Annotated in this window: 21 protein-coding genes; 13 read left to right on the forward strand and 8 right to left on the reverse strand. The window is 72.8% G+C overall.

What is annotated here, in order from left to right; genetic code table 11:
* The first annotated feature begins 24 nt into the window (after positions 1 to 24).
* From ACWEPX_RS29495 to ACWEPX_RS29505, 3 genes are read left to right on the forward strand one after another with little or no spacing between them, the layout of a single operon-like run.
* A complete protein-coding gene (locus ACWEPX_RS29495; protein WP_451900525.1) occupies positions 25 to 732 on the forward strand; it encodes a methyltransferase domain-containing protein in 708 nt (235 codons plus the stop codon).
* A 3-nt stretch (positions 733 to 735) separates the two neighbouring features.
* Positions 736 to 1,773, forward strand: coding sequence for a type III polyketide synthase (locus ACWEPX_RS29500; protein WP_451900526.1), 1,038 nt, complete (start codon positions 736 to 738; stop codon positions 1,771 to 1,773).
* An 8-nt stretch (positions 1,774 to 1,781) separates the two neighbouring features.
* Positions 1,782 to 2,987, forward strand: a complete 1,206-nt coding sequence (locus ACWEPX_RS29505; protein WP_451900563.1) for an FAD-dependent monooxygenase — start codon at positions 1,782 to 1,784, stop codon at positions 2,985 to 2,987.
* Here ACWEPX_RS29505 and ACWEPX_RS29510 read toward each other — a convergent pair.
* The 4 genes from ACWEPX_RS29510 to ACWEPX_RS29525 form a co-directional block, all read right to left on the reverse strand.
* Complete coding sequence (locus ACWEPX_RS29510) at positions 2,965 to 4,467, reverse strand: S8 family serine peptidase (RefSeq protein WP_451900527.1); 1,503 nt, start codon at positions 4,465 to 4,467, stop codon at positions 2,965 to 2,967. The two genes, ACWEPX_RS29505 and ACWEPX_RS29510, sit on opposite strands and share 23 nt — an antisense overlap.
* Positions 4,468 to 4,709: 242 nt before the next feature.
* A complete protein-coding gene (locus ACWEPX_RS29515) occupies positions 4,710 to 5,810 on the reverse strand; it encodes a monodechloroaminopyrrolnitrin synthase PrnB family protein (protein ID WP_451900528.1) in 1,101 nt (366 codons plus the stop codon).
* Between the two features lie 24 nt (positions 5,811 to 5,834).
* Complete coding sequence (locus ACWEPX_RS29520) at positions 5,835 to 6,335, reverse strand: thermostable hemolysin (protein WP_451900529.1); 501 nt, start codon at positions 6,333 to 6,335, stop codon at positions 5,835 to 5,837.
* A 202-nt stretch (positions 6,336 to 6,537) separates the two neighbouring features.
* Positions 6,538 to 7,527 (reverse strand): alpha/beta fold hydrolase, encoded by a 990-nt coding sequence (locus tag ACWEPX_RS29525; protein ID WP_451900530.1) that lies wholly within the window; start codon positions 7,525 to 7,527, stop codon positions 6,538 to 6,540.
* A 517-nt stretch (positions 7,528 to 8,044) separates the two neighbouring features.
* On the opposite strand from ACWEPX_RS29525, the gene ACWEPX_RS29530 reads away from it, so the two are divergent.
* Together ACWEPX_RS29530 and ACWEPX_RS29535 are read left to right on the forward strand one after the other, a co-directional pair.
* Positions 8,045 to 8,998, forward strand: a complete 954-nt coding sequence (locus ACWEPX_RS29530) for a TIGR03885 family FMN-dependent LLM class oxidoreductase (protein WP_451900531.1) — start codon at positions 8,045 to 8,047, stop codon at positions 8,996 to 8,998.
* Positions 8,995 to 10,638 carry an alpha-amylase family protein gene (locus tag ACWEPX_RS29535; protein WP_451900532.1) on the forward strand — a complete coding sequence of 548 codons (1,644 nt, stop codon included), beginning with the start codon at positions 8,995 to 8,997 and terminating at the stop codon, positions 10,636 to 10,638. Before ACWEPX_RS29530 ends, ACWEPX_RS29535 begins: the two co-directional genes overlap by 4 nt.
* Positions 10,639 to 10,771: 133 nt before the next feature.
* Here ACWEPX_RS29535 and ACWEPX_RS29540 read toward each other — a convergent pair whose 3' ends face one another.
* Positions 10,772 to 11,764, reverse strand: a complete 993-nt coding sequence (locus ACWEPX_RS29540; RefSeq protein ID WP_451900533.1) for a carcinine hydrolase/isopenicillin-N N-acyltransferase family protein — start codon at positions 11,762 to 11,764, stop codon at positions 10,772 to 10,774.
* Between the two features lie 200 nt (positions 11,765 to 11,964).
* On the opposite strand from ACWEPX_RS29540, the gene ACWEPX_RS29545 reads away from it, so the two are divergent.
* On the forward strand, positions 11,965 to 12,786 hold the full coding sequence (locus tag ACWEPX_RS29545) for a carbohydrate kinase family protein (protein ID WP_451900534.1): 822 nt from the start codon (positions 11,965 to 11,967) through the stop codon (positions 12,784 to 12,786).
* 114 nt (positions 12,787 to 12,900) lie between these two features.
* A complete protein-coding gene (locus ACWEPX_RS29550) occupies positions 12,901 to 13,587 on the forward strand; it encodes a DUF697 domain-containing protein (protein WP_451900535.1) in 687 nt (228 codons plus the stop codon).
* A gap of 149 nt (positions 13,588 to 13,736) precedes the next feature.
* On the opposite strand, the gene ACWEPX_RS29555 is transcribed toward ACWEPX_RS29550, so the two are convergent.
* From ACWEPX_RS29555 to ACWEPX_RS29565, 3 genes are all read right to left on the reverse strand, one after another.
* Complete coding sequence (locus ACWEPX_RS29555; RefSeq protein ID WP_451900536.1) at positions 13,737 to 14,294, reverse strand: hemerythrin domain-containing protein; 558 nt, start codon at positions 14,292 to 14,294, stop codon at positions 13,737 to 13,739.
* Entirely contained in the window at positions 14,291 to 15,490 is a 1,200-nt protein-coding gene (locus ACWEPX_RS29560) for a hypothetical protein (protein WP_451900537.1), read from the reverse strand. Before ACWEPX_RS29560 ends, ACWEPX_RS29555 begins: the two co-directional genes overlap by 4 nt.
* A 65-nt stretch (positions 15,491 to 15,555) precedes the next feature.
* A complete protein-coding gene (locus ACWEPX_RS29565) occupies positions 15,556 to 15,960 on the reverse strand; it encodes a DUF6098 family protein (RefSeq protein ID WP_451900538.1) in 405 nt (134 codons plus the stop codon).
* Between the two features lie 75 nt (positions 15,961 to 16,035).
* Here ACWEPX_RS29565 and ACWEPX_RS29570 point away from each other — a divergent pair, with 75 nt between their 5' ends.
* The 6 genes from ACWEPX_RS29570 (at position 16,036) to ACWEPX_RS29595 (ending at position 23,214) form a co-directional block, all read left to right on the forward strand.
* Complete coding sequence (locus tag ACWEPX_RS29570) at positions 16,036 to 16,524, forward strand: metallophosphoesterase family protein (RefSeq protein ID WP_451900539.1); 489 nt, start codon at positions 16,036 to 16,038, stop codon at positions 16,522 to 16,524.
* Positions 16,525 to 16,693: 169 nt separating this feature from the next.
* Positions 16,694 to 18,343: a P-loop ATPase, Sll1717 family gene (locus ACWEPX_RS29575; RefSeq protein ID WP_451900540.1), complete on the forward strand. Its 1,650-nt coding sequence runs from the start codon at positions 16,694 to 16,696 to the stop codon at positions 18,341 to 18,343.
* 22 nt (positions 18,344 to 18,365) lie between these two features.
* Positions 18,366 to 20,501 (forward strand): hypothetical protein, encoded by a 2,136-nt coding sequence (locus tag ACWEPX_RS29580; RefSeq protein WP_451900541.1) that lies wholly within the window; start codon positions 18,366 to 18,368, stop codon positions 20,499 to 20,501.
* Positions 20,502 to 20,583: 82 nt separating this feature from the next.
* Positions 20,584 to 22,257 carry an APC family permease gene (locus ACWEPX_RS29585; protein ID WP_451900542.1) on the forward strand — a complete coding sequence of 558 codons (1,674 nt, stop codon included), beginning with the start codon at positions 20,584 to 20,586 and terminating at the stop codon, positions 22,255 to 22,257.
* A gap of 33 nt (positions 22,258 to 22,290) precedes the next feature.
* Positions 22,291 to 22,557: a DUF6412 domain-containing protein gene (locus ACWEPX_RS29590; RefSeq protein WP_451900543.1), complete on the forward strand. Its 267-nt coding sequence runs from the start codon at positions 22,291 to 22,293 to the stop codon at positions 22,555 to 22,557.
* Positions 22,558 to 22,590: 33 nt separating this feature from the next.
* The gene (locus ACWEPX_RS29595; RefSeq protein ID WP_451900544.1) at positions 22,591 to 23,214 is read left to right on the forward strand and encodes a YidC/Oxa1 family membrane protein insertase; all 624 of its coding nucleotides are present in this window, start codon (positions 22,591 to 22,593) and stop codon (positions 23,212 to 23,214) included.
* The last annotated feature ends 26 nt before the right edge of the window (positions 23,215 to 23,240 follow it).

Genomic DNA, 23,240 nt, shown 5'->3' on the forward strand with positions numbered 1-23,240 from the left:
CCCGAGTGTGCCAGCCTGGAGCACGTGCCACCGACCGAGCAGTTGCCGAGGAACGACATCCGCCTCTACGACCGGCTCGCCGACCAGTGGTGGCGACCCCGGGGGGCCTTCGCCATGCTGCACTGGCTGGCCGCCGCCCGCGGCGCTGCCGTGCCGCCGCCGCAGCGCCCCGGCGCGGTCCTGGTGGACCTCGGCTGCGGGGCCGGGCTGCTGGCCCCGCACGTGCGCGGCTACCGCCACGTCGGGGTGGACCTGTCGGCCAGCGGGCTGGCGCAGGCCCGCGCGCACGGGGTGGCCGCCGTGCGCGGGGACGTGCTGCGGGTGCCGCTGCGCGACGGGTGCGCCGACGTGGTGGCCGCCGGGGAGATCCTGGAGCACGTCACCGACCTGGGCGCCGCGGTGCGCGAGATCGGGCGCGTGCTGGCCCCGGGCGGGCTGCTGGTGCTCGACACCCTCGCGGCCACCCGGCGGGCCCGCTTCCTGGCGATCACCGTGGCCGAGCGGGTCCCCGGCCTGGCCCCGCCCGGGGTGCACGACCCGCGGCTGCTGGTGGACCGGGTGGCGTTGGTCAGGTTCGCCCGGGAAGCGGGTATCCGGCTTCGGCTGCGCGGCATCCGACCCGTCCTGACCGACGTCGTGGGCTGGCTGCTGGGCAGGCGCGGGACCGTCCGGATGCGACCGGTGCGGGACACGGGTGTGCTGTTCCAAGGCGTCGGGCGGAAGGTGGGGTGAACCGTGCAGCGACAGGCCGTCGTCCGCGGGATCGGGGTGGCCGTGCCCCCGGCCGTCGACCAGCAGGCGGTGTGGGACAGCCACTTCAGCCCGCGGCTGGGAGGCAGCCGGGCCGCCGGGCGGATCTTCGCCGCCGCCGGGGTGCGGCGGCGGCACGCGGTGGCCGACCCGCGCACCGAGGACGTCGCGCACTGGTCGACCGCCGCCCGGATGCGCCGCTACGCCGACGCCGCCCCGCCGCTGGCCCACCGGGCGGTGGCCGCCGCGCTGACCGACGCCGGGCTGGACGCCGCCGACGTCGGGCTGCTCGCGGTCGCCTCCTGCACCGGCTACGGCACGCCCGGGGTGGACATCGCGCTGGCCGGATCGCTGCCGCTGGACCCGCGGGCGCGCAGGCTGCTCGTCGGGCACATGGGCTGCTACGCGGCCCTGCCCGGCCTGGACAGCGCCTGCGACTACGTCACCGCCAACGGCAGGCCCGCGGTGCTGCTGTGCCTGGAGCTGACCTCCCTGCACGCCCAGCCGACCACCGACGACCCCGAGCAGATCGTCTGCCACGCCCTCTTCGGCGACGCGGCCGTCGCGCTGGTGCTGGTGCCCGACAGCGGCCCGGGCCTGCGGATCGTGGACACCGCCTGGCGCACCCACCCGGACACCAGCGACCACATGACCTGGCAGGTGACCGACCTGGGCTTCCGCATGGGCCTGTCCCGCCGGGTGCCCGACGTGCTCGGCGTCGAGGTCGAGCTGCTGGCCAAGGACCTGCTGGCCCCGCACGGGCTCTCCCCGGCCGACGTCGACCGGTGGGCGGTGCACCCGGGCGGCCCGCGCATCCTGACCGCCGTCGAGCGCGGCCTGGGGCTGCCCGGTGACGCGCTCGCCCAGTCCCGCCAGGTGCTGGCCGACTACGGCAACTGCTCGTCGGCGACGGTGCCGCTGATCCTGCGGGAGTTACGGCCCGACCCCGGCGACACCGTGGTCGCGCTGGCGTTCGGGCCGGGGCTGACGCTCTCCGGCGCGCTGCTGGTGGCCGAGCCCTGAGCGTCGTCATCGTCGGCGCCGGGCCGGTGGGGATGACCGCCGCCCTGCTGCTGGCCGGGCGCGGGCTGGCGGTGACCGTGCTGGAGCGCCACCCGCTGCCCTACCCGCTCCCCCGCGCGGTGCACCTCGACGGCGAGGCGGTCGACATCCTGCGGGCGGCGGGCGTGCTGGAGGGGTTCCTGGGCATCAGCCGGGCGATGCCCGGGCTGCGGCTGGTCGACCCCGAGCACCGGGTGCTCGCCGAGTTCCCGCGCGCGGCGACCGGGCGCTTCGGCCACCCGGACGCCTCCCTGTTCGACCAGCCCGAGCTGGACGCCGTGCTGGCCGCGGCGCTGCCGCCCGGGGTGCTGCGGCGCGGGGTCGAGGTCACCGGGGTCGAGCCCGGCCCAGTGGTCGTGTGCGCGGACGGCACGCGGATCGCCGCGGACGCGGTGCTGGGCTGCGACGGCGCGGACAGCGTCGTGCGGCGCTCGCTCGGCATCGGCGTCCGCGAGCTGCGCCCGCCGGAGCGGTGGCTGGTGGTGGACGCCGTGGCGAGCACGCGGCTGCCGATGTGGGACGGCGTGCACCAAGTGTGCGCGCCGCGGCCCGCCACGTTCATGCGGGTGGTGGGCAACCGGTACCGGTGGGAGCGGCGGCTGGTCGGCGGCGACGACGACCTGCCGCTGCCCGACGGCTGCACCGCCATCCGCCGGGCCTGCTACACCTTCCACGCGCGGGTGGCCCGGCAGTGGCGGCGCGGCCGGGTGTTCCTGCTGGGCGACGCCGCGCACCTGACACCGCCGTTCGCGGGCCAGGGGCTCGGCGCGGGCCTGCGCGACGCGGTGAACCTGGCGTGGAAGCTCGACCACGTGCTCACCCGCGGCGCCCCCGACGCCCTGCTCGACACCTACCAGGCCGAACGCCTCCCGCACGCGCTGGCCACCATCCGGGCCGCCCGGCTGCTCGGCTGGGCGATGACGGGCGGCCGCGCCCGCCAGCGCCTGCTCGCCGCCGCGGCGCACCTGCCGGTGGCCGAGGTCGCGCCCCGGCTGCCCCGCGGCCCGCTGGTCCGCCGCGGCGGCGGCCGGGTCCTGCCCGGGACGGGCTACGCCGGGTTCACCGCGGTCGGCAACCGGCTGGTGCGCCCCGACGGGGTCGTCGCGGGCACGGCGCGCACCGCGGCGGGGCTGGCCGCCCTCACGCGGTCGGTCACCCAGTTCGCCCGTGCATGAGGATCCAGGAGTCGAGGTAGCCGGTGTCGCCTGCGGACACGTCCTGCACCCGCAAGCGCCACTCCCCCACGGCGTCCTCATCCGAGAGGTTCACCGTGTAGGTGGTGTCGATGTTGTCGCGGGAGTCGCCGCTGTTGGGCGCCTTGAGCAGGTAGTACGAACCGTCCGGCGCGAGCAGATGGATCATCAGGTCGCCGATGTAGGTGTGCCGGATCTTCACCGGGACCTTGGCCGTGGCGGATGCCTTGCCGGGGCAGTCGACGACGGTGACCGCGCTGGTCACGCCGCTCCCCGCATCAGGGATGGGCACGTCGGTGTAGTTGCCGACCCCGTAGCAGGGCGGCGGGTCGTCGATGGCGCGGGAGTACAGCATGCGGTTGGGCGAACCGGGGCCGAGGTTGGTGAGGACCTGCGGCGTCGCCTTGTTCACCAGAGCGCCGAGCACGCCGTGGTGGCCCGCGTACGGGTGGCGCTCCAGCTCCAGCGCCGCCGCGCCCGCGACGTGCGCCGCCGCCATCGAGGTGCCGCTCGCGGTGGTCGTGCCGGTGGCGCTGTCGTGCGCGGCGGAGGCGATGCCCTCGCCCGGGGCCCAGATGTCCACGCACCAGCCGTAGTTCGACGTCCAGTACTGGTTGGCGACCCGGGCGTCGTCGCGGCCGGTCGCGCCGACGGTGATCGCCTCGCGCGCCCCTGCCGGGGAGCGGCCGCAGGCGTCGGCGCCGTTGTTGCCCGCGGCGACGGTGGTGACCACGCCGGCGTTCATCATCCCCAGCACCGCCTGGTTGATCGCGCGGGACTCGTCCGTGCTCAGGCTCAGGATGGCCACCGCGGGCTGGACGGCGGTGCGGGTCACCCAGTCGATGCCCTCCAGGAGGTCGGTCGCGGTGCCGGTCGGCGCGCAGCCGACGACCCGGACCCCGACCAGCGCGGCGCGCTTGGCCACGCCGTGGGTCGTCCCGCCCGCGACGCTGGCCACGCGCGTGCCGTGGCCGAGGCAATCGCTGGCGTCATCGTCGTCGTCCACCACGTCGCGTCCGTGCCGGGCGCGCCCGCCGAAGTCCTGGTGGTCGATGGCGATGCCGCTGTCGATGACGTAGATGTCCACGCGCCTGCCCGCGGCCGTGTAGACGAAGCGGTTGTCCAGCGGGAGGTAGCGCTGGTCCACCCGGTCCACGCCCCACGGCGCGCCGACCTGGACGTCGGCCAGCTCCACCCGGCGGTCCTGTTCGACGAAGGACACCCGGGAGTCAGCGGCGACCGCACGGGCCTGCTCCTCGGTCATGGTCGCGCTGAATCCCTTGAGCGCGCTGGCGTAAACCGCGGCCACCTCGCCGCCGTGCTCGCCGGTCAGCTCGCGGGCCACCTCGTCGGGCGGGCCCGCCCGGAGCACGACGAGGTAGCTGCCGTCCACGGGATCGGCGGCGGTGATCACCTCGGCGGCCGCGGGCGGCGCGGCCAGCACGCCTGCGACGACGAGCACGCCGGTCAGGATCGATCTCTTCCGAGCATGCGCCATGTCCGCTGTTCTCCCCTCGCGTAGCCCGCGCGGGCGGTGGGACGGGGACAGGCCCGCGCGGGACCGGTGAGTCCGCCGAAACGGGCGGCGGATGACCAGCAACGGTAGGCACGCCAGCGTGACGGGCCAACCCGCCGACGGCCGGGCCGCCGTGGTGACCAGCCGGTTCGGCGCAGTCCGGCAAGCGGTAAACCCTGCTGGCGGAATCAGGCCAGCTTGGCGGCCAACTCCTCCAGCCGCACCCGCGCGGTCACCAGCCCCGGCCGGTCCCGAGCGGCGCGCAGGTCGGCCAGCCTGCCCAGGCCCGCGACGACCACATCCAGCGGCGGCCCGCTGGCCGTCACGTCCTCTTGGCGCTCGGCGACGCGGGCAGGCTCCTCCAAGAAGTGCCGGACCAGCCGCGAGTGGTGGTAGGCGTACGCGGCGCCGTGGGCCCGGCACACGGCGAGGAACAGCTCGCCGTTCTGCGGGTGCGGGTCGCGCAGGAACAGCTCCAGCAGCGGTTGGGCGGTCATCGCCGCGCGCAGCCGGGGCTGGTCCTCCGGCGGCACGTACGGGTACTTCTCGGCCACCACGCGCTGGTAGAACGGATCGCGCGCCGAGCACAGGCCCAGGTGCAAGTCGATCTCGTTGACCGCGGCGAAGTCGCCCGCGTTCACCCCGCGGTACTCCGCGTCCCCGACGCGGTGGGACATGAAGTACGGCCGGATGTTGTAGTAGAAGCGGTCGGCGTCGAGGGTCTTGCCCAGCGCGCGGTTGAAGGCGAGCACGTCCTCCAGCCCGGACTTGGCCTCCCCGAGCAGGTATGTCGCCAGTGGACTGGAGACGCCCACGGCGGCGATCCGGCGCAGCGCGGCCGCGGCCCGCTGGTAGGCGAGCACCGCCAAGCCGTTGGTGGTGGTGAACTCCGCTTCGTCCGGCAGGTCGGTGAACCGCCGGTAGGCGCCGTCGACGGCTAGGTTGTGGGTGGACTGGTGGGCGAAGACGTACCGGGGCGCCACCCCGAGCCCCGCGCCCAGCTCGGCCGCCAGCGCCCACGCCGCGTGCGGCTCGCCTTCGACGCCGTGCCTGCGGCAGGCGGCGAGGAAGAAGCCGACCGCGCCGAGCAGGCGGTAGCGCTCCTCGTCGGGGTAGCGGTCCACCGCGGCGATGAGCGCCAAGCCCTCGGTGTAGAGGGCGCGCTTGATCCGGTCCAATTCGGGCACACCGCGCAGAACCTCGGCGCGCTCGCCGAAGTACGCCTCATCCAACTCGGTGTTGTAGGCGACGAACTCCCGCCGCAGCCACCGCTCCAGCCCCTCGATCACCCCGCCGTGTCTACCACAGGGCGGTCAGCTCGCGATCGGGAACGCCTCCGCGGTGCCGCAGGGGAGGACGCCGGTCTGCCCGGCGATGGCGTGGAAGTCCCAGCCCGCGATCCGGGACCGGACCACCTGCTCGGTGGTCAGGGTGGCCAGCAGGAAGTCGTAGCCCTGGCGCAGCGCGATCGTGGGCAGGTTCCGCATCAGGAACACGTCGGCCCCGCGCTGGAGGGACACCAGCGGGCTCACCTCGGCGACGCGCCTGCGCACCGCCCACCCGGCCAGCCGCGTGCACGCCTGCTCCACCGGCATGCCCAGCGCGGCCTCCGACGGCAGCGGCTCCTCTTCGGCCCCGGTCAGGCCGACCACCCCGACCGTGCGGCCGAAGGTGGGCGAGTGCCGGGTGTTGTCCCACGCGGTGACGAACAGGCCCGGCTGGTGATCGCACCCCGTTAGCTCGACGCAGTACTCGTAGGGCAGCGTCCCCTGGTGCGCGAAGCCGATGCGGAACCGGCGCGCCGTGCTCGTCATGCTCCACCGTCCCTGTGCCGGGGTTTCCCTCGGCCCAAGGTCGCACCCGCCGCGCGGACGCCGCATCTCCGGGATTGCTCAGGCATGAGGATGTCATGCCGCGGCACGGGAACCCGTCCCGCCTGCGGCATGACCGCGCCGCTGCGCCGCCAGGACCGGTGGCTGGTCCCATGCCACCGGTCCTGGCGCTCGCGGCCCGGGATCAGGCCACGCAGCTCGACAGGTCCGGCGTGGGCGCGGGGACGCCGGACGGCCCGAAGAACAGGTTCAGGCAGCTGAGGAGCCAGCGCGGGTTCTCCTCGGCGATCCAGTGCCCGGAGTCCGGGGCGACCACACCGCGCACGTCGTCACCGACCTGGCTGAACGAGTTGCCGACGATCGGGCCGAACGCGAACTCCGCGCCCATGGCCAGCACCGGCATCTGCAGCCGCTTGTGGGCGTTGGCCTGGTTGTTGGCCGCGTCCTGGCCGAAGGCCCGGTAGTACTCGTACCCGGCGCTGCGGCGGTCGGGGTTGGCGTAGGCGCGGAAGAACACCTCCTGGTCGATGCGGTCGGGGTAGCGCGAGCCGCTGAACATCCAGCCCAGGTAGGTCGGGACGTCCTCGTTGTCCATGATGGCCTCCGGCACCGGCTTGGGCGCCTGGTTGAAGCCCAGGTGCCAGCTGATGCCGTAGAAGTCCTCCAGGCCGAAGCCGGACAGCGGGGTGTCCATCACGACGAGGCGCTCGACCTCGTTCGGGTAGTCGCGGGCGTAGGGGTAGGCCACCAGGGCGCCGGTGTCGTGGCTGACGATGGAGACCTTGCGGAAGCCCAGCTTGTGCACGCCCTCGCGGATGCGCGCGGCGGTGCGCACCTTGTCGTAGCCGGTGGCCGGGATGGACGACGCGCCGATGCCGGGCAGGTCGAAGGCGATGACGGTGTGGTTCTGGGCCAGCGCGGGCATGACCTTCGACCACTCCCACCAGGTCTGCGGCCAGCCGTGCAGCAGCACCAGCGGCGGGCCGGAGCCCCCGCGCACGTAGTTCAGCACCGTCCCCTCGACCGCGACGCTGCCCTGGTAGAAGCCGCCCGCCAGCCGCGCGGGCGACGCCTCCGGCCGCTCGGCGTGCGCCGCCGACCCCAGCAGCAGGAGCACGACGGCGGACAGGGCCGCATAGACCCCGCGGCGCAGCCGACTATCCTTTCGGAACACTGGATTTCTCCTTGCATGGAAGACAAAGTAGCTTCCTTATATGCCTGTCTCGATCACGGAGTCAATGAAGTCCGACCGGGACATGACGGCGTCACATGTGGATTAGTCCAAACTGTCGTACCCCGCCGTAGCTGCGGTGATCTTGCGCTGGTGGGGCTGACGGGCGACCGTCCCACCGGGCCGTCCACAGGGGGCGGGACGACGGAGTGGACGGAGTGGACTGTTACGTTGCGTGAGCATGACCACGCCGTCCGTGCACCCTCGTCGCGTTAACCCTCGGCCGATACGGGACTGGCCCGTCCCCCGCGCCGTTCACGCCGCCATGGTCCGCTTCTTCCGACGAATCTTCGGCGAATGGAAGATCTCGGCGAACTCCAGCCGCATCCCTGCGACGGAGCGGGGCTCTGATCGCTCCGGCGCGTCCTCGGGGTGATCACGGCCACTGGGCGCGAGGGGCGCGACGATCTCCTCTGGGTGAGGGTGCGTCACCCGGTGGGATTCGGGGTAGTACACCGGTATGGCGGTTTACGGGTTTCACGCCTCGCATGAGCAGGTTCGGCCTGGGCGGTTGTTGGAGGCTGTGCGGAGGGCTGAGGGGGTGGGGTTCGGGGCGGCGATGTGCTCCGACCACTTCGCGCCCTGGACTTCTGCGCAGGGGGAGTCGGGGTTTGCGTGGTCGTGGTTGGGGGCGGCGCTGGAGGCGACCGGGTTGGGGTTCGGGGTGGTGAGCGCGCCTGGGCAGCGGTATCACCCGGCGATCCTGGCGCAGGCGATGGGCACGCTCAGCTCGATGTACCCCGGCCGGTTGTGGGTCGCGCTCGGTAGCGGGGAGGCGGCCAACGAGCACATCACCGGGGACCCGTGGCCGCGCAAGGACGTGCGCAACGCGCGGTTGCGCGAGTGCGTCGAGGTCATCCGGGCGCTGCTGGCCGGTGAGGAGGTGACCCACGACGGGCTGGTCACCGTCGACCGGGCGCGGTTGTGGACCCGGCCGGACGAGCCGCCGCCGCTGTTCGGAGCAGCTGTGAGCACGCAGACGGCCGCGTGGTGCGCCGAGTGGGCCGATGGCCTGGTCACCGTGAACGCCCCCGTCGACCACCTGCGCAAGATGGTCGACGCCTACCGCGGCGCAGGCGGTCGTGGGCCGCTGGCCTTGCAGGTGCACCTCAGCTGGGCGCCGGACGAGGACGAGGCCCTGGCCATCGCGCACCAGCAGTGGCGCGGCAACGTCTTCGCCCCGCCGGTCTGCTGGGACCTGCTGCCCCAGCACTTCGACGAGATCGCCAAGTCCGTCTCCCCGGAGCAGGTGCGCGGCGTCGTGAACGTCTCCGCCGACCTGGCCAGGCACGCCGCCTGGCTGCGGGAGTACGCCGATCTGGGCTTCGAGCTGATCCAGCTGCACCACGTCGGCCAGGAGCAGGGCGCCTTCATCGATGCGTTCGGCGCGAAGGTGCTGGGTGAGCTGGCATGAGGCGCACCGACACCGCTGACCTGTGGTGGAAGAACGCGGTCATCTACTGTTTGGACGTCGAGACCTTCCAGGACGGCAACGGCGACGGCTGCGGCGACTTCCCCGGCCTCACCCAGCGCATCGACTACTTCGCGCGGCTCGGGGTCACCTGCCTGTGGCTGATGCCGTTCCTGCCCACCCCCGACCGCGACGACGGCTACGACATCACCGACTTCTACTCCGTCGACCCCCGCCTCGGCACGCTGGGCGACTTCGTGGAGTTCGTGCGCACCGCGCGCGACCGCGGCATCCGGGTGATCGCCGACCTGGTCGTCAACCACACCTCCGCGGAGCACCCGTGGTTCCGCAGCGCCCGCTCCAGCCGCGAGTCGCCGTACCGGGACTGGTACGTCTGGCGCGACGAGCCGCCCGCCGACGGCCCCAAGGGCGTGGTCTTCCCCGACAAGGAGGACAGCCTGTGGGAGTACGACGAGCAAACCGACCAGTACTACCTGCACCGCTTCTACAAGCACCAGCCCGACCTCAACGTCGCCAACCCCGCGGTGCGCGAGGAGATGGCGAAGGTGATGGGCTTCTGGTTGCAGCAGGGCCTGTCCGGGTTCCGGGTGGACGCGGTGCCGTTCTTCCTGGAGACCGCGGGCAACGCCGACGCCGACCAGCTGCCCGACCCGCACGACTACCTGGTCGACCTGCGCGCCTTCCTGGCCCGCAGGCAGGGCGAGGCGGTGCTGCTCGGCGAGGTGAACCTGCCCTACCGGGACACGATGGCCTACTTCGGCGACCCCGAGGGCGTCGGCGACGAGCTGACCATGTGCTTCGACTTCGTGGGCATGCAGCGGATGTACCTCGCTCTGGCCCGGGGCACGTCGGCCCCCCTGGCCGAGGCGCTGCGGGAGCGGCCGGAGCCGCCGCGGGACGCGCAGTGGGCGACGTTCGTCCGCAACCACGACGAGCTGACCCTGGACAAGCTGACCGACGAGGAGCGCGGCGAGGTGTTCGCGGCGTTCGGGCCGTCAGAGGACATGCAGCTGTACGGGCGCGGCCTGCGCAGGCGGCTGCCGCCGATGCTCGACGGGGACCTGCGGCGGATCAAGATGGTCTACAGCCTGCTGTTCTCCCTGCCCGGCACCCCGGTGCTGTTCTACGGCGAGGAGATCGGCATGGGCGAGAACCTGGCCGTCGAGGGCCGCGCCGCCGTCCGCACGCCGATGCAGTGGGAGCCGGGGCCGGGCGCGGGCTTCTCCACCGCCGACCCCGAGCGCTTCCCCGCCCCGCCGCCCGGCGGGGAGTTCGGCCCGGACCGGGTCAACGTCCGCGACCAGCGCCGCGACCCGGACTCGCTGCTGTCGTGGATCAAGCGGCTGGTGGAGTGCTACCGCGAGTGCCCGGAGCTGGCCTGGGGCGACTTCGCCCTGATGGACGCAGGCGACGAGGCCGTGCTCGCCCACCGCTGCACCACCCCCGAGCACACTGTCATCGCCGTGCACAACTTCGCCGACCGGCCCGTCAAGGCGGTGCTGGAACTGGCGGACGGCAAGCTCGACGACGTGCTGTTCGACGGGGCGTTCCCGGTGCGCGACGGCAGGCTCACCCTGGAGCTGGACCCGTTCGGCTGCCGCTGGTTCCGGCACACGCGCTGACCCGCCCTTCCCCCGGTCCACCGGACCGGATAGGGTAGCTGGGAGCGCTCCCAGCGCTGATCCCCTCGCCCGGGGCCCGTACCGCGCCGTTCGGGTCCTGGGCGAGGTCCTGCGACTCGCGGCGCCGCTCGGCTCAGCCGTCCATCGGCAGGGTGAACTCGTGCACGGTCTCGTAGCGCTGGCCCGTGGTCAGGGCGATCTTCCCGCTGCGCTGGCCGTAGACGATCGACCACTGGGTGTGGCCCTGGCGCACGTCGGCGAGCAGGTCCATCGCGGCGGCCATGTCGACCGAGCCGCCCGTGCCGGTCAGCGTCTCGCTCAGCGCGCGGTAGCGGTTGTCGGCCATGCGGGACTCCGGCGTGGAGCCGTACCAGCGGTAGTTCACCATCGCCTGCCAGGGGCTCGCGTCGCGGGTGATGCGCAGCTCGCCGCCGACGAACTCCAGGATCGCCGACTGCCCGTGCGCGTCGGCGACCAGGTAGTGCAGCGGCGGGCTGTCGGTGAAGTCCACTGTGTACTCGTTGAACACCGCGATGGCCTCGTCCACGGTCGCGGCGCGGTCCAGCATCATCCGCTGGATGCGGACGCTGCCGACCACCGGGCGGCCGGGGACCTCGGTCGGCTCGGCTGCCGGGACGGTGGCCATGCCGACCACCAAGCCCTGGTCGTTCATGCCGTCGAAGGGCAGCAGCGGGGCGTCGAGCAGCAGGCGCCTGCCCTCGTCGGTGGTGAAGTCGTCGGCGGAGTCCACGCCCAGGTAGGACACGTCGACCATCGACACCGAGGCGTGGCTGTCCGGGGCGTCGGTGAACAGCAGCAGGGCGGGCTGGTGGTCGAAGTCGAAGTTGCGGCCGAACACCGGGTCGTCCGGGTTGCCGCGGGCGGCGAACAGCGAGCAGCCGAACGTCGTCGGGGTGGTGGTCGGGCCCCCGACGTCGAGCGGGTCGTAGTCGCCGTGGAAGGTCATCGTCCACAGCGGGTGGTCGTCGAGCTTGCGCAGGGACGCGAGCGTGGCGGTCTCCTCGGCCGTCAGGGCGGCCGCGGGCCCGGCGGCCTCCCCGGACTGGCAGCCTGCGAGACCGCCCACCAGCAGGACGGCGGCAGCGATGCGAACGGTGCGGGTCACCCCGCCATTCTGCGGCCGACGACCACCGCGCGACCAGCATTCGCGCCAATCTGCGGTTGAGCGCCCCGGTCCGCGCGGCCGCCGCCCGAACCGCAGCGGCACCACCGCGGGCACGTCCGGCAGCCTCCGAGCCGCCGCTGATCGACCGCGCCACCGCGACCGCAGGCGCTCACGCCACGCCAGGTGGGCACAATGCACCCATGCCGAAGGTGTTCATCGCCGGTCCCGTCTCCTGGAACCGGCTCGTCCAGGTCGATCGGCTCCCCGAGGCTCGACCGCACACCGTGTTCGCGCGCGGGCACCGGGAGGCGGTCGGCGGCACGTCGGCCGGGAAGGCGCTCAACCTGGCGCGGTTGGGGGCCGAGGTCGTGCTGCGGACGGTCGTCGGCGACGACGCGCCGGGGCGGGCGGTGGTCGGGGCGCTCACCGCGGCGGGGGTCGAGGTGATCGCGGAGGCGGCGGAGGGGCCGACCGAGCAGCACCTCAACCTCATGGACCCGCACGGCGGCCGGGTGTCGATCTACCTGGAACTCCCGCGCCTCGATCACCCCCGGCACGACGCCGCGGCCTGGGCGGCGCTGCGCGCGGCCGACGCGGTGGTGGTCGACCTCGCCGACCACGCCCGCCCCTTCCTGGCCACCGACCGTCCGATGTGGTGCGACCTGCACGACTACGACGGGGTCGCCGAGTACCACCGCGATTTCCTCGCCGCGGCCGACCACCTGTTCCTCAACGACGACGCCATCGGCGACCCGGAGGCGTTCCTGGCCGCGCGCGTCCGGGCGGGCGCCACCACCGCGGTCGCCACCCTGGGCGCGCGCGGCGCGGTGGCCGCCACCGCCGCGGGCATCGAGCGCGTCGACGCACTCCCGGTCGCGGAGGTCGTCGACACCAACGGCGCCGGGGACGCCTTCTTCGCGGGCTTCCTCGTCGCGCACCTGGCGGGCGCGGGCACCCGCTCGGCGCTGCTGGCCGGGGCGGCGCAGGCCGCCCGCTGCCTCGCCTCGCCCGATCTCGCCTGATCCCGGTTGGAAACTCCCGGCTTTCCCGAATGCGCTGTTCGGCCGCAGCGCGCGGCCGTTGATCGACTGTATGACGTGGGGGGACGATCGGCACCGCCCAGGGAGGCGAGCGCGATGAGCACGGTCGAGAAGCGCACAGCAGGCAAGAAGGTCGTCAAGAACGCGACCCGGATCGCCGCGGGCGTCGGCGGGGTGGTTGGCGCGATCCCCGTGCCGGTTCCGGGGTTGGACGTCGCGGTGGTCGCGCCGGTCCAGGTCTTCATGATCCGGGCCATCTGCGCCTGCTACCACCTGCCGGAGTGCGAGCGGCAGGCCGTCGACCCGGTGGGGCTGCTGCTGGCGACCGCGGTCGCCAAGGCTGGTCGCAAGGCCGCGACCCCGGCGGCGCGGGCCGCGGCGGCCGCGGTCAGCAAGAAGCTCGCGGCGGCGAACGCGGCGAAGCTGGCCCCGGTGATCGGCTCCGCGGTCGCCGCCGCCATCTCCGCGGGCTACGCCGCGGCCACGACCAAGGCCCTGGGCGAGGCGTTCATCCAGCTCTGCGAGTACGCGGCGGACCACGAGCTGAAGGAGATCGACCGCTTCCTGGAGTCGGCGGCAGGCCAGTTCCTCATCCAGCTGCTGACTGCGCTGGGGATGGCCGCCATCCTGCACACGCTCATCGCCGAACCCATGCAGGAGGCCAAGCTCCGCTCCCTCGGCGCGATCCACGACGCCGAGGTCGAGGACCTGCGCAAGGAGATCGACAAGCTGCGCGAGCGGCCCCCGCCCCCGCCCCGCCGGGCAGGCGCGAGCGCATCCTGAGCGACCTGCGCAAGGGCGTGGCGTCCGGCCTCTCCGGCGAGGGCCTGCGCGAGATGGCCGAGTGGTTCAGGAAGCTGGTGGAGAACGGGAGCGCGGCCTAGCCCCTGGTGGTGCCGCCCGAGCCGGGCGGCACCACCAGGTCCCGAGGGTCAGCGGGACAGGGCCTTGCGGACGGCGTCCTTGGTCCGGTCGAAGAGGCCGAGCAGCGGGCCCGCGGCCAGGTTGGCCGTGGCCGACTGCGCGCCCGGGTGCGGATGGGTCGGGGCGACCTTCTCGGCGGCGCGGACGGCGTCGGCGAGCTGGGCCAGGCGGTCGGCGTCCAACGCGCGGCGCAGGTACCGGAACTCGTACTGCTCCTCGTAGTTGGCGTGGTCGAGCACCGCGACGCGCAGCTCGGCCAGCAGCGCCGGGAACTGCGCGTCGTCGGGGCCGATCTCGTCCAGGCGCTTGAGCAGCTCCTTGGCGGCCTGCTCCTCGACCAGCCGGTCCTCCACGACCGCGTCGCCGCCCTCCATGACGCGGCGGGCCTCGGGATGGACCACCAGCTCCTCAGCCGTCTCGTGGACGGCCAGCAGGCGGACCAGCTCGCGGAATGCCTCCTCGCGCGCAGCGCCGGTGGCCGACTCGACCTCGGTGAACAGGTCGCGGATGCGCATGTGCTGCCCGATCAGCAGCTCGACCACGTCGGCCGCCTTCACCCCGGTCATCGCCGCAGCTCCGCGACGGGGTGCTCGCCCTCGGTGGCCATGCGGTAGTCCGCGCCGTCGAACAGCGCCGCGTGCTCGTCGATCACCCGCTCGCTCGGCGGAGCCTCGCCGCCGTGGATGGCCTCCTGCATCTTCTCGAAGCGCTCGTGGGCCTCGCGGACGTAGCCCTCGCCCAGCGTCGTCAGGTCGATCTGGGTGTCGAGCAGCTCGCGCAGGTACTCCTTGTTCGGCTCGAAGGTCACCGGCTCGGGCAGCGCGTCGCCCAGCACCTCCTCGGGCTCGCGGCCGTCGTTGGCCCGCATCAGCTCGCAGGCGGCGTGCAGGTGCTCCAGCTCCATGTTCAGGTGCAGCTCCCAGATCGCCTTCACCCTGCGGTCGGACTCGGTCTGCATGAACGAGTAGTAGAGGTAGCACTCGTTGTACTCGTGCAGGACCAGGCGCTCCCACAGGGTCTCGCCGGGGTCCACCAGGGACTCGTAGTGGGTGACGTGCTCCTCCTCGACCAGCCCGATCTCCTGGTAGAGCTGGCGGGCGATCGGCTCCATGTACTGCGGGCCGACGTTCATGTAGAAGTTCATGGTCTGCTGCTCGGCGGACATGATCGTCAGCGCGTGCAGCTTGGAGATCGGCGCGGTGGTGGTGCGGTCGTAGGGGGTGCGGACGTTGTCGACGGGGTTGCGGTGGTGGTACTTGGTCGGCCGCCCGGGGATGACCTCGGTCAGGCCGTCGACGATCTTCTCGGCCTTGCGGTGCTGGACCATCTCGTAGAGGTTCGCGTACCGGTACAGGTGGTCGAAGTCCTCCAGGACGCCGAACTGGTACGCCTGGGTCAGGTACGGGTCGGGCTCCATGCGGGCCACCCACGCGGTGAGGTCGACGGCCACCTGCTCGTAGGCGATCGTCGTCTCCAGGGCCGACGCGGTGCCCGGCAGCAGCCAGTTGACCACCTTCTGCTGCTGCTGCTCCAGGTACCGGATCTCCGCCAGCTTGCGCTTGACCTCCATGTCCGGGCACTGCCTGGCGAAGTTGTGGCTGAACAGCAGCGCCTCCACCTCGATGCCGTTCATCGTGATGATGCGGCAGCGGGTGTAGGGGTCGGCGTGATCTGGGTCGGTGGGCTCCACATCCAGTTCCCGCCAGTTGCGCAACTGCCGGTCCAAGGGGATGCCGCGGTGCTCCAGCGGGTTGAACGACATCGGGTGCGCCTCTCGGTCGGGGGCAAACATCACGCGGGTTGCCTTAGCCCGGCCCGGCGAAACCCTCAGTGCGTCGATTTCCCCGCGTTCATCCGCTCGGTGTAGCGCGCGCGGGCCTCGGCTACCAACCGCGCATCCAGCCACGCGACGGGGTGCACGTCGACCAGCAGGGGCTCGTTGTCGGGCCCGAAGTCCACCACCCGCCCGTGCAGCACCCACGGGCGAGCCCCCTCACGGAGCTCGCGCACGTACTGGCACACCCGCCGGGCCAGCCAGTCCTCCTCGGGCAGCGTCCACCACCCGGGGGCGGCCAGCGGGTTGGCCGACAGGCCGGGCATCAGCAGCCCGCTCTCGTGGTCGGTGCTGGCCTGGCCTTCGTCGGCCTCGGGCCCGGCCGAGTAGCGCAGGTACAGCTGCGGGCCCATCCGGCAGACCTCGGCCAGCTCGCCGAGGCTGAGAAGGGTGAACAAGAGGCGGCTCCCCGGGGTGCGGTCCGCCGGGGCTTTCCCCCGCCGCCGCCCGCCGAAACCCGCGAGGATGACCCCATGCGCGTCGTGGTCCTGTCCGACACCCACGCCCCCCGCCGCTGGCGCGGCTGCCCGCCCGCGGTGGCCGCCCACCTGCGCGACGCCGACCTCATCCTGCACGCGGGCGACGTGTGCACCGCCGACGTCCTCGACGAGCTGTCCGCCTACGCCCCGGTCCACGCCGTCCTCGGCAACAACGACGGCCCGGACGTCGCCGCCTGGGGCGCCCCGGAGACCCTGGAGCTGACCATCGGCGGCCTGCGCGTGGCGATGATCCACGACAGCGGCCCCGCCGCGGGCCGCCCCGCCCGCCTGCACCGCCGCTTCCCCACCGCCGACGTCGTGGTCTTCGGCCACTCCCACATCCCGATGGACACCACCACCCCCGACCTGCGCATCTTCAACCCCGGCTCCCCCACCGACCGCCGCCGCCAGCCCCACGGCACCATCGGCATCTGGGACCTCGCCGACGGCGACCTGAGCGCCCGGATCATCCCGGTGACGTGAACCCGGTCGGCGGTACGCGCCTCGGCAAACCGTGAGGATTTGTCGCTGACCAGCGGAAAGAAGCACCCACATGGGTGAATGCTGGGCTATTTCGGGTCCTGCTTCGTAACAGCGCCCGCAAATGAGTCGAGGCTTGAATTACGAGCAGCACACGGCCAGGGAGGTAGCCGTGCATCGCCAGCAGCAGCGGGTCGTCGCGCGGGATGAGTTGAGCCGGGTGCTCACCCCGGTGCGGCCGTTCGGGCCGATCGCCACCGAGGACGTGGCCGGGATCGGGCGGTCGACGGTCGACCAGCTCTTCGACCGCAACAACCGGATCTATTCGCAGGCGATCAGCGATCTCGCGCCCGCCTACATCATCGGCCGGAAAGGGGCGGGCAAGACCGCGTTCCTGATCAGCTCGGACACCGGGCAGGACGTGCTGCGGGTCGCCATCGACACCGAGAAGGTCTACCACGAGATGCTGAACGTGCTGAACGCCTACGAGGGGGACGGGCTGTTCGTCGGGCAGCGGGCGGAGATCTGGACCGCGCTGTTCGACCACGTGGCGATGTTCCACGCCTGGCGGTCCTTCGACGGGCACGACCCGCAGGGCAAGCTCAACGTGCTGGGCACCTACCTCGGGCAGACCGCCGACCCGACGGCCGACGCCTCGCAGGTCGCCGAGCGGTTCCTGCGGCAGGTGCGCGAGCGGGTCGAGCAGCGGCCGGGGACCGGGCCGACGGAGATCCTGGAGGGGCTCGGGCAGGACCGGGCGCGCTTCGCCGACGCGCGGGCGGCCATGCGCGACCTGCTCGCCGACCGGGGGCAGCCGCTGGTCATCGTGATGGACAACCTGGAGGAGCTGCACCTGCGGCTGCGGGCGCTGACCCCGGTGCTGGCCGGGCTGTTCCGCGCCGTCGGCGGGATCATGGCGCGCAGCCAGGGCGACCGGCCGTACGGGGTGCAGATCTGCCTGCCGTCGGAGCTGTTCGACCAGATCCACCGCATCGCCGCCGCGGCGGACAAGGACATGCAGGGCGGCTACCTCAAGATCTACTGGACGGCCCGGGAGCTGCTGCGGCTGGCGGGCACCCGGCTGCACCTGTTCCTGCGCACCCACCACCCCGAGGAGCTGGACCGGCTGCTGCGGGCCGCCGACCGCATCGACGAGCCCGAGCCGGACATCGCGCTGCTGCGGGCCGCGCTGCCCACCGACTTCCGCTCCGGCCTGGGCATCCCCGAGGACCCGGTGGCCTACCTGCTGCGGCACACCCAGCTGCTGCCCCGCCACCTCATCCACATCCTCAACAGCGTCTTCAGCAGGCGCGACCGCGGCTCGACGCCCTGGCAGGTCACCCCGTCGGCCATCCTGGCTGGCACCCGCCACGCTGAGCACCTGCTGGTGACCAGCATCCTGGCCGCCTACCAGGCGTCCTTCCCGGCCGCGGGCGAGGTGCTGCGCAGGCTCACCGGGCGCATCGAGATCTGCTTCCCGGCGCGCGACCTGCACAAGGTCTACAACCGGCAGGGCATCCGCAAGGTGTCCGGGATGGACTTCGACGAGTTCCTGTCGATGCTGTTCTCCCTGGGCGTGCTCGGCATCCGGTTCGGCCAGACCGGCCGCTACAACAAGGCGCACTTCCAGTACACCTTCGACTACGAGCTGGCCGCGCAGGAGGAGCAGGACCAGCTGTGCGTGCACCCGCTGTTCACCCGCTACTTGCTGGAGCGGTCGCTGCCGCAGCTGCGCACCTCGCAGGCGCACGCGACCTACCCCTACGGCTGCGACCCGCAAGGCGAGGACTACCGCAGCGCGTTCGGCTACACCGTTCTCTGACGAGGCCCTGCCGGGGGAAGAGATGCCACTGCGACCACGCACCACCAAGGCCCTGCCCGGGGTCGCCGCCGAGTACCTCGACGAGCAGCCGGACGGACCGCGCATCGGCATCGCGCTCTCCGGCGGCGGCATCCGCTCGGCGGCGTTCAACCTCGGCGCGCTGCAGGCGCTGCAGGAGCGCGGCGTGCTGCGGGACGCGGAGTACCTGGCCGCGGTGTCCGGCGGCAACTACATCGCCAGCGCGCTGATGATCTCCGCGGCGCACACCGCGCCGGAGCTGGAGAACGGCAAGCCGCTGTGGGGCCGCGGCTCGCCGGAGGAGCGGCGGCTGCGGCTCAACAGCGACTACCTGGCCCCCGGCCACGAGGGCAAGCTGTGGATGGCGGCCAGCGTCGTCTACGGGTTCATCGTCAACTACCTGCCGTTCGCGCTCTGCGCGGTGATCGCGGGCAGGCTCGTGGGGTGGCTGCTGGCCGCGGTGGGCATCCGGCTGACCGACCTGCGGCTCAACGGCCTGCACCTGCCGCGCTCGGGCGTGCTGACGGTCCTGCTGGCGATCGGGGCGCTGTGCGTGCTGCTGGCCCTGGGGGCGGTGTGCTACCGGCGGATGAGCGACACCCCCGGCGAGTACGGCGAGGCCACCTGGGAGCGGTTCGGGGCGAAGCTGCTGCTGGTGGCGGGGGCGATCGCGGTGCTGCTGCTGCTGCCGGTGCTCACCCAGCTCTACGCCCTGCTGTCCACCGAGGCGCTGTCGTGGCTGTTCCGCGAGCCGCCGGAGACCTTCCAGACCACGGTCGGGCGGATGGCGGCCGGGCTGGTCTGGCTGCTGGCCGCGCTGGTCGCCGCCGCGGCGGCGCTCATGCTGAGCAGGCGGCTGCGGGCGCGCAGGCTGATGCTGCTGCTGGCGTCGCTGGCGGCGGCGGGCCTGCTGCTCGTGCCGCTGCTGTCGGCGCTGGAGATCGCCAACCGCCAGCCCACCCAGTCCGCGGTGGACGTGGCCATCCTGCTGGTGTTCGTCGCCATCGTCCTGGGCATGGCGGTGTTCGTCCACAACCGCCGCTACTCGATGCACCTGTTCTACCGCGAGCGGCTGAACAGCGCCTTCGCCCTGCACCGCGAGCGCGACGAGCGCGGCTGCATCGTCGCCGCGCCGATCAGCTACCGGGAGAAGCTGTACTTCTCCGACCTGGAGCCCGCGCCCGGCCTGCCGAAGCTGGTCGTCTGCTGCGCGGTGAACGTGACCACCGACGACGTGCCGGTCGGCCGCTTCGCCGAGTCCTTCACCTTCGAGCGCGGGCGCAGCGGCGGCCCCCTGTTCGGCTACCACGACACCCGGCGCCTGGAGCAGCGCAACGGCGTGGCCGGGACGGAGCTGACGCTGCCGTCGATGATGGCGGTGTCCGGGGCGGCGCTGTCGCCGCTGATGGGCCGGTTCACCTACCCGCCGCTGCGCTTCCTGATGGCGCTGACCAACGTGCGGCTCGGCGTGTGGATCAAGAACCCGAACCACCCGGCCGCCAAGCGCCCGCAGCGGGCGGGCGGGTCGCGGCTGGCCGCGGGCCTGCGGCGGATGCGCGACGGCTGGTTCGAGCCCGGCGCCTGGTACGTGCTGCGGGAGGCGCTGGGCGCGGCGAAGTCGACCCACCGCTACATCTACCTCACCGACGGCGGGCACTGGGAGAACCTGGGCGTGGTCGAGCTGCTGCGCCGCCGCTGCACGCACGTGCTGTGCTTCGACGCCAGCTGCGACCGCAACGGCGAGGGCCTGGACATCGGCCGGGCGATCGCGCTGGCCCGCAGCGAGCTGGGCGTCGACATCGACCTCGACCCGCGGCCGGTGCTGCCGGACTCGGCCGGGCTCAGCGGGTCGATGGCGGTCGCGGGCATGATGAGCTACCCCGCGCCGGGCACCCAGCAGGCGCAGCTCGTCTACGCCAAGGCCGTGCTCACCCCGGAGGCGAGCTGGGACCTGCACGCCTTCAAGAACCGCGAGCCGCGCTTCCCCAACCACTCGACCAGCCAGCAGATGTTCACCGACGAGCAGTTCGAGGCGTACCGGACGCTCGGGCACGAGGCGGGCGAGAAGGCCGTCGCGCTGCTGAACATCCCCGCGCGGCGGCGGGCGCAGGCGGTCGCGCAGAGCAACGGGCACCGCTGATCGGCCGATTCGCGGGTGTACGAACGCCCGCCCCCGGGTACGTGGCCCGCGTCAGGTCCGCGCACAGAGGGGAGCGAAGCGCATGACCGCAACCGCGGGACCGCCGCGCCGCGTCGAGGTCCGCCTGGACACCGGGCTCAAGCGCGACGTGGGCAAGCTGAGCCTGCTGTTCACCGGCGTCGGGGCGATCATCGGCTCGGGCTGGCTGTTCGGCGCGCTCTACGCCGCCCAGATCGCAGGCCCCGCGGCCATCCTGTCCTGGGCGATCGGCGGGGTCATGGTCATGGTGATCGGCCTGGTCTACGCCGAGCTGGGGGTGATGTTCCCCGTCTCCGGCGGGATCATCCGCTTCCCGCACTACTCCTTCGGGTCCTTCGCCAGCTTCAGCTCCGGCTGGACGAGCTGGCTGGCCGCCGCCGCGGTCACCCCGATCGAGGTGCTGGCCACGATCCAGTACGCCGACCCGTACATCCCGTGGCTGATGGACCAGCGCGACGACGTGTTCGTGCTGACCGGGCCGGGCCTGGCGATCGCGGTCGTGCTGATGTTCCTCTACAGCCTGGTCAACATCCTCGGCGTGAAGCTGTTCGCCCGGCTCAACAACGCGCTGGTGTGGTGGAAGCTCGCTGTGATCGCGCTGGTCGTGGTCGCCTTCTTCGTCCTGGCGTTCAACCCCGACAACCTCACCGCGATCGGCGGGTTCGCACCGCAGGGGTGGGGCTCGGTGTTCACCGCGATCCCCGCGGCCGGGGTCGCCTTCGCCTACCTGGGGTTCCGCAACGGCATCGAGTTCGCGGGCGAGACCGACAACCCGCGCCGGAACGTGCCGTTCGCCATCATCGGGTCCATCCTCATCGCCGGGATCATCTACGTGCTGCTGCAGCTGGCGTTCATCACCGCCGTGCCGGGCGAGCTGCTCACCGACGGCTGGGCGAACCTGGCCTTCGCCGACTCCGCGGGGCCGCTGGCCGGGCTGTCCCTGGTGCTGGGCGCGGTGTGGATGGCCGTGCTGCTGCGCGTGGACGCGGTGATCTCCCCCGCCGACACCGGCCTGATCTACGCCGGGGTCACCGCCCGCCTGGCCTACGCCAACGCGCGCAACGGCAACGCCCCGCAGGCGCTGACGAAGCTGAACAAGCGCGGCATCCCGTGGGTGTCGGTGGTCGTGATGTTCGTCGTCGGCTGCTTCTTCTTCCTGCCGTTCCCGGGCTGGCAGCAGTTCATCGGGTTCATCACCTCGGCGTTCGCCATCTCCTTCGGCGCGGGCCCGCTGGTGCTGGGCGCGCTGCGCAGGCAGCTGCCCGACCAGGACCGGCCGTTCCGGGTGCCCGGCGGCGACGTGCTGCCCTACCTGGCGTTCCTGTTCTCCAGCCTGCTGGTGTTCTGGGCGGGCTGGGCGATCAACGAGAAGATGATCATCGCCCTGCTGGTGGGGTACGTGGTGTTCGCCGTGTACCAGGCGCGCAACAAGGCCGTCATGCCGCCGCTGGAGTTCAAGGCCGGGTCGTGGTTCCCGATCTGGCTCGTCGGCCTCGGGGTGCTCAGCTACTTCGGCGACGTCGACCCGAACCAGCCCGCCGACCCCGGGCTGCTCCTCAACGGCGGCGACGGGCCGATCTCGCTGCTGTGGGGCTTCCTCATCCTGGTCGTGTTCAGCGCCGTGGTGTACGCCTACGCCATCGCGGTGCGGCTGCCGCCCGAGCGCGCCGCCGAGAACATCAGCCAGTCCCCGAAGGACGAGCCCGTCACCGTCTGACGGGTACAGTTGGCGGACGGGGAGGTGACGCGCATGGCCGGGTGGCACGCGCTGCTGGCGCTGTTCGCGCTCCTCCTCGTCCACCAGCCCGCTGAGCTGGTGGCCGCCGTCGCGGTCGTCGCCGTGATCGCGCTGCTGGTCGGCGTGGTCCCCGTCGGCCCGACCGGCCCGGTGTGGGTGCGCTCGCTGGCCTTGCGCAACCGCGCCCAGCGCGCCGCGTTCCTGCGGCTGCGCGATCCCGACGCCGCGGGCCGTCCCCGACCGCGAGCGCCAGGGCGCCTCGGCAGCAGCGCTGCCTGAGCCGTCCTGCCCGCTCGACCCTCGGGAGACCCCGTGTTCCACGACCTGGGCGCGGCCCTGGCCGGGCTGACCGCGCCCGCCTTGGCCATCGTCGCCGTCACCGCGCTCGTCCGCCTGCTCATGCACCCGCTCGCCCGCGCCGCCATCCGCGGCGAGAAGGCCCGCGCCGCCCTGTCCCCGCAGGTGCGCGCCCTCACCGACCGCTACCGCCACGACCCCCGCACCCTCCAGCAGAAGACGCTGGAGCTGTACCGCGAGTCCGGCGTCTCGATGTTCACCGGCTGCCTGCCCGCGCTGGTCCAGATCCCGGTCTTCATGCTGGTGTACCGCCTGGTCACCACGGACAGCCCGCTGCTGGCGGGCACCCTGTTCGGCGCTCCGCTGGGCACCCACTGGCTGGGGGCGTTCGCCTTCACACCCGTCTTCATCGGCCTGTTCGCCGCCTTGGCCGCGGTGGCCTACGCGACCTCGCGCTGGCAGGCGGCCCAAGCGCTGCGCACCGGGGCGCCGGAGCTGCCGATGGCGCGGTGGCTGCGGCTGCTGCCGTTCGGGACCGTGCCGATGGCCGCCGTGCTCCCGCTGGCCGCGGGCGTCTACCTCGTCACGACGACGACGTGGACGCTGGTGGAGCGGGTGCTGCTGCACCGGCTGCTGTAGCCGGGCCCCGGGGTGGGAGCGGCCCC

It is taken from the genome of Actinokineospora sp. NPDC004072 (assembly GCF_053604195.1).

Excerpts from the sequence above, each read along its gene's own strand:
- ACWEPX_RS29590 (WP_451900543.1), top strand. The coding sequence starts at position 22,291 with ATGGCCGGGTGGCACGCGCTGCTGGCGCTGTTCGCGCTCCTCCTCGTC.
- ACWEPX_RS29580 (WP_451900541.1), top strand. The coding sequence starts at position 18,366 with ATGCCACTGCGACCACGCACCACCAAGGCCCTGCCCGGGGTCGCCGCC.
- ACWEPX_RS29545 (WP_451900534.1), top strand. The coding sequence starts at position 11,965 with ATGCCGAAGGTGTTCATCGCCGGTCCCGTCTCCTGGAACCGGCTCGTC.
- ACWEPX_RS29530 (WP_451900531.1), top strand. The coding sequence starts at position 8,045 with ATGGCGGTTTACGGGTTTCACGCCTCGCATGAGCAGGTTCGGCCTGGG.
- ACWEPX_RS29585 (WP_451900542.1), top strand. The coding sequence starts at position 20,584 with ATGACCGCAACCGCGGGACCGCCGCGCCGCGTCGAGGTCCGCCTGGAC.
- ACWEPX_RS29550 (WP_451900535.1), top strand. The coding sequence starts at position 12,901 with ATGAGCACGGTCGAGAAGCGCACAGCAGGCAAGAAGGTCGTCAAGAAC.
- ACWEPX_RS29520 (WP_451900529.1), bottom strand. The coding sequence starts at position 6,335 with ATGACGAGCACGGCGCGCCGGTTCCGCATCGGCTTCGCGCACCAGGGG.
- ACWEPX_RS29535 (WP_451900532.1), top strand. The coding sequence starts at position 8,995 with ATGAGGCGCACCGACACCGCTGACCTGTGGTGGAAGAACGCGGTCATC.
- ACWEPX_RS29570 (WP_451900539.1), top strand. The coding sequence starts at position 16,036 with ATGCGCGTCGTGGTCCTGTCCGACACCCACGCCCCCCGCCGCTGGCGC.
- ACWEPX_RS29555 (WP_451900536.1), bottom strand. The coding sequence starts at position 14,294 with ATGACCGGGGTGAAGGCGGCCGACGTGGTCGAGCTGCTGATCGGGCAG.
- ACWEPX_RS29560 (WP_451900537.1), bottom strand. The coding sequence starts at position 15,490 with ATGTCGTTCAACCCGCTGGAGCACCGCGGCATCCCCTTGGACCGGCAG.